This window comes from Actinokineospora pegani (genome assembly GCF_009745975.1).
GTDB classification, from domain to species: domain Bacteria; phylum Actinomycetota; class Actinomycetes; order Mycobacteriales; family Pseudonocardiaceae; genus Actinokineospora; species Actinokineospora pegani.
This window is the reverse complement of sequence record NZ_WHOL01000102.1, coordinates 1-12,199: the sequence shown is the minus strand read 5'-3', so window position 1 is coordinate 12,199 and position 12,199 is coordinate 1. Positions and strand designations below refer to the sequence as shown.

The 12,199-nt window shown below is 76.5% G+C and carries 1 protein-coding gene; it reads left to right on the top strand.

From position 1 onward, the window contains the following. Positions 1–11: 11 nt before the first annotated feature. Positions 12–12,199, top strand: a 12,188-nt coding sequence (locus tag GCL84_RS19715; protein ID WP_235926471.1) for a non-ribosomal peptide synthetase, incomplete at its 3' end; no start/stop codon positions are given.

Sequence of the window (12,199 nt, the reverse complement as noted above, 5' to 3'; positions counted from 1 at the left end):
ACGGGGCGGTCGTGGGTGTGCGGTTGGACCGGTCGGCGGCGCAGGTCGTGGCGATGCTGGCCGCGCAGCGGGTGGGGGCGGCCTACCTGCCGCTGGACCCGGACTACCCGGCCGAGCGCCTGGCGGCGATGGTCGAGGACGCGCGCCCCGCGTTCGTCGTCGACTCGCCGGACCTGCCGGTCGGCCCGCCGGTCACCGAGGTGCCCGCGGGGGACCGCGCGGCGTACATGATCTACACGTCCGGGTCCACGGGCAGGCCGAAGGGTGTGGTGGTCCCGCAGTCGGGCATTGTGAACCGGCTGTTGTGGATGCAGGCCGAGTACGGTTTGGTGCCGGGGGAGCGGGTGTTGCAGAAGACCCCGGCGAGTTTTGACGTGTCGGTGTGGGAGTTCTTCTGGCCGTTGGTCACGGGTGCCACGTTGGTGTTCGCGAAGCCGGGTGGGCACAAGGACCCGGCGTACTTGGCTGAGGTGATCGACCGGCAGCGGGTGAGCACTGTCCACTTCGTCCCGTCGATGTTGCGTGCGTTCTTGGCCGACTTCCGTCCGGTGTCGGGATTGCGGCGGGTGTTGTGCTCGGGCGAGGCGCTGCCGGTCGATCTGCGGGACGAGTTCTTCGCCAAGTGCGATGCGGAGCTGCACAACCTCTACGGCCCCACGGAGGCCTCGGTCGACGTCACCGCGACCAGGATCGGCCGGGACTCGCCGACCGTGCCGATCGGCAAGCCGGTGTGGAACACCCGGCTGCACGTGCTCGACGCCGCGCTGCGCCCGGTCCCCACCGGCGTGGTGGGTGAGCTGTACCTGGCGGGCGCCCAGCTCGCCTGGGGCTACCACGACCGGGCCGCGCTCACCGCGGCCCGGTTCGTCGCCGACCCGTTCGAGCCCGGCGCGCGGCTCTACCGCACCGGCGACCTCGCGCTGTGGAACGCCGAGGGCGACGTGGAGTACGTCGGCCGCGCCGACGACCAGGTGAAGCTGCGCGGCTTCCGGGTCGAGCTGGGCGAGGTCGAGGCCGCGCTGTCGGCTGTGGACGGTGTGCGGCAGGCCGTGGCCGCCGTGCGCGGCGACCGGCTCGTCGCCTGGGTGGTCCCCGCCGCCGCGGTCGAGCGCGACCTGCGCGCCGACCTGGCCTCCCGGCTGCCCGCCCACCTGGTGCCCGCCGTCGTCGGCGGGGTCGAGGCCATCCCGCTCTCGCCCAGCGGCAAGGCCGACCGCGCCGCGCTGCCCGACCCGGGCGTGGGCGAGGTCTCCACCGCCGAGCCCGCGACCCCGGCCGAGCGCGTGTTGTGCGCGGTCTTCGCCGACCTGCTGAGCCTGCCCGCGGTGGGCGCGGACGCCGACTTCTTCCGGCTCGGTGGCCACTCGCTGCTCGCCACCCGCCTGGTCAACCGCGTGCGCGGCGACCTCGGCGGCGAGCTGTCCGTGCGCGACGTGTTCGACGCCCCGACCCCGGCGGGCCTCGCCGCCCGCCTCGGCGCCACCCGGCCGACCCGCCCCGCCGTGGGCGCGGGGCCCCGGCCCGAGCGGCCCCCGCTGTCCCACGCCCAGCAGCGGCTCTGGTTCCACTACCGGGTCGAGGGACCGGCCGCGACCTACAACATCCCGTTCACGGCGCGGATGTCCGGCCCCGTCGACGTGCCCGCGCTGCGCGCCGCGCTGGCCGACCTCACCGCCCGCCACGAGGTCCTGCGCACGGTGCTGCGCGACGAGGACGGCGTCGCCCACCAGGAGGTGCTGGCCGGGGCCGCGCCCGAGTTGGTGGTCGAGGAGACCGGCGGCGACGTGGCCGCCGCGCTGCGCCGCGCCGCCGAGCACCCGTTCGACCTCGCCGCCGAGATCCCCGTCCGGGCCTGGCTGTTCGACACCGACACCGATATCGACACTGCCACCGACACCGTCCTGTTGGTGCTCGTGCACCACGTCGCCGCCGACGAGTGGTCCGAGCCCACCCTGTGGGCCGACCTCGGCGCCGCCTACACCGCGCGCCGCGCCGGGACCGCCCCCTCGTGGGCGCCGCTGGCCGCGCAGTACGCCGACTACGCCGTGTGGCAGCGGGAGCTGGACACCACCGCGGACCTCGACCACTGGTCCACCGCGCTGGCCGACCTCCCCGCCGAGCTGCCGCTCCCGGTCGACCGGGAGCGCCCCGCCGCCCCGGACCACCGGGGCGCGCGGGTCACCGCCGAGGTCGACGCCGCCACCCACGCCGGGATCGCCGCGCTGGCCGCCGAGCACGGCGCGACCGTGTTCATGGTCGGCCACGCCGCGCTGGCCGCCCTGCTGACCGGGCTCGGCGCGGGCCACGACATCCCGGTCGGCGCCCCGGTCGCGGGGCGCACCGACGCCGGACTCGACGAGCTGATCGGCTTCTGCGTCAACACCCTGGTGCTGCGCGTCGACACCGGCGGCGACCCCGGCTTCGGTGACCTGCTCGACCGCGTCCGCGCCGTCGACCTCGCCGCGTTCGCCCACCAGGACCTGCCGTTCGACCGGCTGGTGGAGGCGCTCAACCCGCAGCGGCGGCTGGGCCGCAACCCGCTGTTCCAGACCATGCTCGTGCACCGGGCCGCGCCCACGGGCGCGCCGGGGCTGCCCGGCCACGACGGCAGGCCCGAGCCCGTCGAGCTGACCACCGCCAAGGTGGACCTGACGTTGACGCTGGCCGAGCGCGCGGACGGCGGGATCGACCTCAGCGTCGACTACGCCACCGCCCTGTTCGACCGGGAGACGGCGGAGGCCATCGCCGAGCGCTACACCGCGCTGCTGCGCGAGGTCGTGGCCGAGCCGTCGACTCGGCTGTCCGAATTGGACATCCGCACCGCGCCCGAGCGTGAACCCGTCGCGGTCGAGCCGGTCCCGGCAGGCCCGCGCACCCTCACCGAACTGCTCCGCGCGCAGGTCGACGCCACGCCCGCGGCGGTGGCCGTCGTCGCCGACGACGCCACGCTGACCTTCGCCGAACTGGGCGCGCGGGTCGAGCGCCTGGCCGGGCACCTGCGCGCGCTCGGCGCCGGGCCGGGCACGGCCGTCGCCGTCGCCCTGCCGCGCACGGCCGACCTCGTCGTGGCCGCGTTCGCCGCGATCGCCTCCGGCGCCGCCTACCTGCCGATCGACCCCGACCAGCCGCGGGCCCGCGTCGAGGCCCTGCTCGCCGTCTCCGACCTGGCCGTCAGCGACGGGCCGACGGCGATCCCCACCGTCCGCCTCGACCAGCCGGTCGACTGGCGGCACGCCCCCGGCCGCGACCCGCACCCGGACGACACCGCCTACGTCATCCACACCTCCGGCTCCACCGGCGAGCCGAAGGGCGTGGCCGTGGCGCACCGGCAGGTCACCGCCCTGTTCCACGCCCTCGCGGACCTGCGCGACGACCAAGCGCGGGGACGGCGGCTGAGGGTGACGCACGCCTACTCGTTCGCCTTCGACGCCTCCTGGCAGCCGCTGCTGTGGCTGCTGGCGGGCCACGAACTGCACCTGCTGGCGCGCGAGGTCTACACCGACCCCGAGGCGTTCGCCGCGCTCATCGCCGCGCGCCGGATCGACTTCGTCGAGGCCACCCCGGCGACCGTCGGCCTGCTGGTCGACGCCGGTGTCCTCGACGGCCCACACCGCCCGGTGCTGGCCACCGGCGGCGAGTCCGTCCCGGCCGGCCTGTGGGCGCGGCTCGCCGCCGACGCCCGCGGCGTCGTGTTCTACGGGCCGACGGAGGCGACGGTCGCGATCACCCACGCGGGGATCACCGGCGACCAGCCGCACATCGGCGCCCCCCTCGCGGGCAGCTCCGCGCACGTCCTCGACGCTTACCTGCGCCCGGTCCCGGTGGGGGTCGTGGGTGAGCTGTACCTGGGCGGCGAGCAGGTCGCGCTGGGGTACCGGGGCAAGCCCGCCCTGACCGCGCAGCGGTTCGTGGCGGCCCCCGGCGGCGGCCGCCTCTATCGGACCGGCGACCTGGTGCGCCGGACCCGCGACGGCAGGCTGCGGTTCGTCGGCCGGGCCGACGACCAGGTCAAGGTGCGCGGCCACCGGCTCGAGCTGGGCGAGGTGGAGTCCGCGCTCGCCGCCGTGCCCGGGGTCCGGGCCGCCGCCGCGGCTGTCCGAAGTGGACGACTGGTCGGCTATGTCGTCGGCGACGTGGCGGACGTGCGCGCGGCGGTGGCCGACCGGTTGCCCGAGCACGCGGTGCCCTCCGCCGTGGTCGTGCTGGCCGCGCTCCCGCTCAACCGCAACGGCAAGCTCGACCGGTCCGCGCTGCCGGAGCCGGACTTCGCCGTGCTGGCGGGCGACGCCCGGCCCGCGACCGAGGACGAGGCCAGGTTGGCCGCGGTGGTCGCGGGTGTGCTGGGCCTGCCCTCGGTCGGGGTGGACGACGATTTCTTCGCCCTCGGCGGCGACAGCATCATCTCCATCCAGCTCGTCTCCCGCGCCCGCGCCGCCGGGTTCGCGCTGCGCCCCCGTGACGTGTTCGACCACCGCACGGTCGCCGCGATGGCCAAGGTGGGCGCCGCGACCACGGGCGTGCTCGACGGCGACCCGCTCGGCGTCGTCCCGGCCACCCCGGTGCTGCGCGACCTGCTGGCCGGGGGCGGCCCGATCCGCCGGTTCGCCCAGACCACCGTCCTGGCCGCGCCCGCCGACCTGACCACCGACCGGCTCGTCGAGGCCGTGCAGCGCGCGCTTGACACCCACCACATGCTCCGGGCCCGGCTCGACCGCGCCCGGGGCGTGCTCCTCGTCCCGCCGGTCGGCGCGGTGCGCGCCACCGACGTCATGACCGGCGCCGACCCGCTCGACGCGCTCGACCCCGAGACCGGCGCGATGCTGGCGGTCCGCTTCGACCAGGCCGCGGGCACCGTGGAGATCGCCGCGCACCACCTGGTCGTCGACGGCGTGTCCTGGCGCGTGCTCGCCGAGACCCTCGCCGCCGACGAGCCCGAGCCCGAGGGCACCCCGTTCGCGGTGTGGGCGCGGGCGCTCGTCGAGCACACCCGACCCACCGAGGAGGCCGGGCACTGGCGGCAGACGCGCGCGGCATCCGTTGCCACGCTGGGCATCCCGTCCCTGGACCCGGAACGCGACACCGCAGGCTCCGCCGTCACCCGCGCCGTTTCCTTTGACACCAGAACGACCGAGGCGCTCCTGACGGCCCTGCCCGCCCGGTTCGGCGCGGGCGTGCGCGAGGCCGTGTTGACCGCGCTGGCCACTGTCGCGGGCCCGGTCCTGCGGGTGGACCTGGAGGGCCACGGCCGGGTCGAGCAGGCCGTCGAGGGCGCCGACCTCGCCCGCACCGTCGGCTGGTTCACCACCGTGCACCCCGTGGTGCTGGACGTGGCGGAATCCGACGTGATCACCGCCGTGCGACGGGTCAAGGACCAGGTGCGCGCGGTGCCGGACGACGGCATCGGCCACGGGCTGCTGCACGGCCCGTCCGGCGCCGAGGTCCTGGTCAACTACCTTGGCCGGTTCACCGTGGGCGCGGGCGGGGCCTGGCAGCCGGTCGGCGAGTCCGCCGTCACCGGCTCCGCCGACCCCGGCCTGCCGCTCACCCACGCCGTCGCGGTCGACGCCGCCGTGGAGGACCGCCCGGACGGGCCCGTGCTCGTCGCCCGGTGGACCACCGCCCCGGCCGCGGGCGACGCGGTCGACATCGACCGCTGGGCCGCCGCCGTGCGCGCGATCGCCGAAGCGGCGGCGGGCGCGGCCTCCGGCGGGCACAGCCCCTCGGACTTCCCGCTGACCGCGCTGAGCAAGTCCGATGTGGACGAACTGGACGCCCGGTTCCCCGACCTCGAGGACGTCTGGCCGCTGACCCCGCTGCAGGCGGGCCTGCTCTACCTGGCCGAGACCGGCGACGAGGACGTCTACACCGTCCAACTCGTGCTCGACCTCGACGGCGAGCTCGACCTGGCCCGGTTGCGCGCCGCCGCGACCGGCCTGGTGCGCGCCCACCCGAACCTGCGCACGGCCTTCACCGTCGCCGGGTCCCCGGTGCAGGTGGTCCGCCCGGTCGCCGAGGCGCCGGTGCGCGCGGTCGACCTGACCGGCGACCCCGACCGGTGGCCCGCGCTGCTGGCCGCCGACCGGGCCGAGCCCTTCGACCTGGCCGCGCCGCCGCTGGTCCGCTTCCTGCTGGCCACCACCGGCCCGGGCACGCACCGGCTCGTGGTCACCAACCACCACCTCGTCCTCGACGGCTGGTCCGGCCCGCTTCTGGTCCGCGAGCTGCTGACCCGCTACGCGGGCATGGCGCCCACCGCCGCCCGCCCCTACCGGGAGCACCTGGCCGCCCTGGCCGCGCGCGACGCCGCGGCCGCCTCGGCGGCGTGGGCGGAGGCGCTCACCGACCTCGCCGAGCCGACCCTGGTCGGCGGTGGGGGCGCGGGCGAGGTGGGTGAGGTCCGGGTCGCCGTCCCGGCCGGGCTGGCCGAGGTCGCGAAGCGGCACCGGGTCACGGTCAACACCGTCGTGCAGACGGCCTGGGGGTTGGCGCTGGCCCGCTCGCTCGGGCGGACCGACGTGGTGTTCGGCGCGACCGTGTCCGGCCGCCCGGACGACCTGCCCGGCGCGGAGTCGATGATCGGGCTGTTCATCAACACCGTGCCGGTGCGGGTGCGGCTCGACCCGGCCGAGTCCCTGGCCGGGCTGCTGGCCAGGGTGCAGGCCGAGCAGGCCCGGCTGCTGGAGCACCAGCACGTCGGCCTGGCCGAGGTCCAGCGCGCGGCCGGGCTCGGCGAGCTGTTCGACACCCTGACGGTCTTCGAGAGCTACCCGGTCGACGCCGAGGCCACCCGCGCCGTCGAGCGGGCCGCGGGCCTGCGGCTGACCGGCGTGCGCGGCCACGACGCCACGCACTACCCGATCGCCCTGGTCGCCGCCCCCGGCGCCGACTTCGACCTGCGGGTCCGCCACCGCGCGCCCGAGCGGGCCGCCGAGCTGGCCGACCGGCTCGCCGCCGCCCTCGCCGCGCTGGCCACCGCGGCGGACCGGCCGGTCGGCTCGGTCGACCTGCTCCGGCCCGCCGAGCGGCACACCCTGCTCACCCGGTTCACCGACACCGCCACGGACCGGCCGTCGCTGACGCTGCTCGGCCTGCTCCTCGACCAGCTCGCGGCCACCCCGGACGCCGACGCCGTCGTGGACGGCGACCGCGTGCTGACCTACCGCGAGCTCGACCGGCGCAGCGCGGCGCTGGCCGCCGAGCTGGTCGCGCTCGGCGTCGGCCGGGAGCGCGTCGTCGGCATCGCGCTGCCGCGCGGGGCGGCGATGGTCGTCGCCCTGGTCGCCGTGCTGCGCGCGGGCGGGGCGTTCGTGCCGGTCGACCCGGACTGGCCCGCCGACCGCCGGGCCAGGGTGCTCGCCGACTCCGGCGCGGTCGCCGCCGTCGGCGGTGGCGCGCTCGGCCTGCCGGTGCCGGTCGTCCGCGTCGACCTGGACGCCCCGGTGGCGGTCGCCACCGCGCCCGAGACCACTGTGGACGGCGCCGGGCTGGCGTACGTCATCTTCACCTCCGGGTCCACCGGGACGCCCAAGGGCGCGATGATCCGGCACGACGCCATCGCGGGCCGCCTGCACTGGCAGCGCGGCCTGCTCGGCTTCGGCGCCGACGACGCCACCCTGTTCAAGGCCCCGCTGGCGTTCGACATCTCCGTCAACGAGGTGTTCCTGCCGCTGGTCTGCGGCGGCCGCGTCGTGGTGGCCGAGCCCGGTGGCGAGCGCGACCCGCTGTACCTGCTCGACCTGATCGACCGCACCGGCGTCACCTTCGTCTACCTGCCCTCCTCGGTGCTCGACGCGCTGCTGTCCGCGGCCACCGAGCCCGGCTCGCTGGCCGGGCTCAAGCACGTGTGGTGCGGCGGCGAGGTGCTCACCCCGGAGCTGTTCGCCCGCTTCCGCGCCCGCCTGGCCACGACGATGTACCACGGCTACGGGCCCGCCGAGGCCACCATCGGCGTGTCCCACGTGGTCTACCGCGACGCCTCCGACCGGATGGCGACCTCGATCGGCGGCCCGAACCCCGACACCCGGCTGCACGTCCTCGACCCGCACCTGCGCCCGGTCCCGGTGGGCGTCGCGGGCGAGCTGTACGCGGGCGGGTACCTGCTCGGCCGCGGCTACGCGGGAGCGCCCGCGCTGACCGCCGCCCGGTTCGTCGCCGACCCGTTCGGCCCGCCCGGGTCCCGGCTCTACCGCACCGGCGACCTGGCCCGCTGGGCGCCGGACGGCACGCTGGACTTCGTCGGCCGCGCCGACAACCAGGTCAAGATCCGCGGTATGCGCCTGGAGCTGGAGGAGGTCGAGGCCGTCCTCACCCGGCACCCCGCTGTGCGCCGGGCCGTGGTGACGGTGCGCCGCGTCGGCGGCGACCACCTGGTGGCCCACGTCGTTCCGGAAGCCCCGCTCACCCCGGCCGAGGTGACCGAATGGGCCCGCGAGACGCTGCCGGACTACATGGTCCCGGCGTTCGTCGTGCTGCTCGACGCCCTGCCGACCACCGTCAACGGCAAGGTCGACCGGGCGGCGCTGCCCGACCCGGTCGCGGTGGCCGCCCCCGCGGGCGCCGCGCCGCGCACCGGGGCCGAGGCCGCGATCGCCGGGCTCGTCGCCGAGGTGCTGGGCCTGGACTCGGTCGGCGTCGAGGACAGCTTCTTCGCCCTGGGCGGCGACTCCATCATGTCCATGCGGCTGGTGGCCCGCGCCCGGGCCGAGGGCGTGCGGATCAGCACCCGCCAGGTGTTCGAGGCGCGCACCCTCGCCGGGCTGGCCCGTTCCGCCGAGTTCGACGTGGTGCGGACCGAGGTGGCCGGGGTGGACACGGGGACCGTCCCGGCCACGCCGATCATGCGGGCGCTGCTGGCCCGCGGCGGCCCGATCCGCCGCTTCGCCCAGACCCGCCTGCTGGTCACGCCGACCGACCTCACCGAGGACGCCCTGGCGGCGGGCCTGCGCACCCTGCTCGACACCCACCCCGCCCTGCGCGCGCGGCTGGTCGACGACCACCTGGTCATCCCGGCCGCCGGGGTGGACGCGGCGCTGGCCCGGGTCGAGGGCGTGGACCTCGCCGAGGCCGGTCAGCGCGCGGTCGACGCCCTGGACCCGCACGCGGGCCGGATGGTCTCGGCGGTGTGGCTGGCCGACCTGGACCGGCTGGCGATCGCCGTGCACCACCTCGTGGTGGACGGCGTGTCGTGGCGGCTGATCACGCCCGCGCTCGCCGCCGCCGTGCGGGGCGAGCGGCCGGAGCCGTCGACCACGCCGCTGCGCGTGTGGGCCGAGGCGCTGACCGGCGCCGACCGCTCGGCGGAGGAACCGCTGTGGCGGGCCGTCACCGCCGACCCCGGACCGCGCCTGGCGCACCGGCCGCTGGACCCGGCCAAGGACACCGTCGCGACCGCGCGGACCCTGACCACGACCGTTCCCGCCGACCGGACCAAGGCACTGCTGACCACCCTGCCCGCGTTGTTCCACTGTGGACAGGACGATGTGCTGCTCACCGCGCTGGCCGTGGCCCGGGGGGTGCCGTTCACCGTCGACCTGGAGCGCCACGGCCGGGGCGCGGAGCCGGACGTGACCGGCACGGTCGGCTGGTTCACCAGCATCGCCCCCGTGCGGCTGAGCCCGGCCGACGACCCGGCCACGACGCTGCGGGCGGTGAAGGAGCACCTGCGCTCGCTTCCCGACGAGGGGATCGGGTTCGGCGTCCTCGACCTCGACGCGCCGCCGCGCGACCTGCTGGTGAACTACCTGGGCAGGCTCGGCGCGGGCGGGTCCGGGCCGTGGACGGGCGCGCCGGAGGCGGCCGCGCTCGGCGGCGGGGCCGACCCGGGGATGCCGGTCAGCCACCCGGTCGCGCTCAACATCCTCGCCGAGGAGACCCCGGACGGCCCGACCCTGACCGCGCACTGGTCCTGGGCGGGTGAGGCCGTCGACGAGCAGACCGTCCGCGCGCTCGCGGACGGGTGGGCGGCGGCGGTCGAGCGCCTGTGCGCGCTCGTCGACCACCCCGGCGGGCACTCGCCGTCGGACTGGCCGCTGGCCGGGCTCGACCAGTCCGATGTGGACGCCATCGATGCCGCGCACCCGGACGTCGAGGCGGTCTGGCCGGTCGCGCCGTTGCAGGAGGGGCTGCTGTTCCTGTCCCGGTTCGACGACGCGGGCGTGGACGTCTACACGACCCAGCTCGTCCTGACGCTGACCGGGCAAGTGGACGGCGAGGCCCTTCGCGCCGCCGCGCAGACGCTGCTCGACCGGCACCCGAACCTGCGCGCCTGCTTCCCCGTCCTGCCCTCGGGCCGCACCGCGCAGGTCGTGCCCGCCGCCGTCGAGGTCCCGTGGCGCGAGGTCGCCGCGGCCGACCCCGAGGCGGCCGCCGCCGAGGAGCGCGCGACCCGGTTCGACCCCGACGTCGCGCCGCTGCTGCGCTTCCTGCTCGTGCGCACCGGGCCCGAGCGGGCCACCCTCGTGCTCACCAACCACCACGCGCTGCTCGACGGCTGGTCGACCCCGCTGCTCGCGCACGAGCTGTTCACCCTGCTCGCGGGCGGCGACCCCGGCCCGGTGCGCCCCTACGCCGCGCACCTGGCCCGGCTCGGCGAGCGCGACGGCGCCGCCGCGGTCGAGGCGTGGCGGTCGGCGTTCACCGGTCTCGACGAGCCGACGCTCATCGCCCCGGGCGCGCCCCGCACCGGTGTGCTCCCCGGCACGCTGCACGCGCCGCTGCCCGCCGGGCTGGCCGAGGCCGCCCGCGCCTGCGCGGTCACGCCCAACGCCGTCGTGCAGGCGGCGTGGGCGCTGGTGCTGGCCGAGCGCACGGGCCGGGACGACGTGGTGTTCGGCGCGACCGTGTCCGGCCGCCCGGAGGACCTGCCCGGCGCGGAGTCGATGATCGGCCTGTTCATCAACACCGTCCCGGTCCGCGTCCGGCTCGACCCGGCCGAGGACGTCGCCGCCCTGCTCGCCCGCGTGCACGCCGAGCAGAGCGCGCTGCTCGACCACCAGCACGTCGGCCTGGCCGACGTCCAGCGCGCGGTGGGCATCGGCGAGCTGTTCGACACCCTGACGGTGTTCGAGAGCTACCCGGTCGACACCGAGGGCCTCGACCGAGCCCAGTCGGCCGCCGGGCTCGCGGTGACCGAGGTGGAGGGCCGCGACGCCACCCACTACCCGCTGACGCTGCTGGTCCAGCCGGGCGCGGACCCGGTCGCCACGCTGCGCCACCGGCCCGACCTGTTCACCGACGACCAGGCGCGGGCGCTGCTCGACCGCTTCGCCACCGTGCTCGCCGACCTCGTCGCCGACCCGCGTCGCCGCGTCGCCGCCCTGCCCGCCGCCGGGGTCGCCGACCCGGGCGCCGAGGTCGAGGTGCCCGCGACGACGCTGCCGGAGCTGGTGGCCGGGCAGTGCCGGACCCGGCCCGACGCGCTCGCCGTGGTCGTCGACGGCGGCGAGTCGCTGACCTACGCGGAGCTGGAAGACCGCGTCGCCCGGTTCGCGGGCGCCCTGCGCGAGCGCGGGGTCGGGCACGGGGCGGTCGTGGGTGTGCGGTTGGACCGGTCGGCGGCGCAGGTCGTGGCGATGCTGGCCGCGCAGCGGGTGGGGGCGGCCTACCTGCCGCTGGACCCGGACTACCCGGCCGAGCGCCTGGCGGCGATGGTCGAGGACGCGCGCCCCGCGTTCGTCGTCGACTCGCCGGACCTGCCGGTCGGCCCGCCGGTCACCGAGGTGCCCGCGGGGGACCGCGCGGCGTACATGATCTACACGTCCGGGTCCACGGGCAGGCCGAAGGGTGTGGTGGTCCCGCAGTCGGGCATTGTGAACCGGCTGTTGTGGATGCAGGCCGAGTACGGTTTGGTGCCGGGGGAGCGGGTGTTGCAGAAGACCCCGGCGAGTTTTGACGTGTCGGTGTGGGAGTTCTTCTGGCCGTTGGTCACGGGTGCCACGTTGGTGTTCGCGAAGCCGGGTGGGCACAAGGACCCGGCGTACTTGGCTGAGGTGATCGACCGGCAGCGGGTGAGCACTGTCCACTTCGTCCCGTCGATGTTGCGTGCGTTCTTGGCCGACTTCCGTCCGGTGTCGGGATTGCGGCGGGTGTTGTGCTCGGGCGAGGCGCTGCCGGTCGATCTGCGGGACGAGTTCTTCGCCAAGTGCGATGCGGAGCTGCACAACCTCTACGGCCCCACGGAGGCCTCGGTCGACGTCACCGC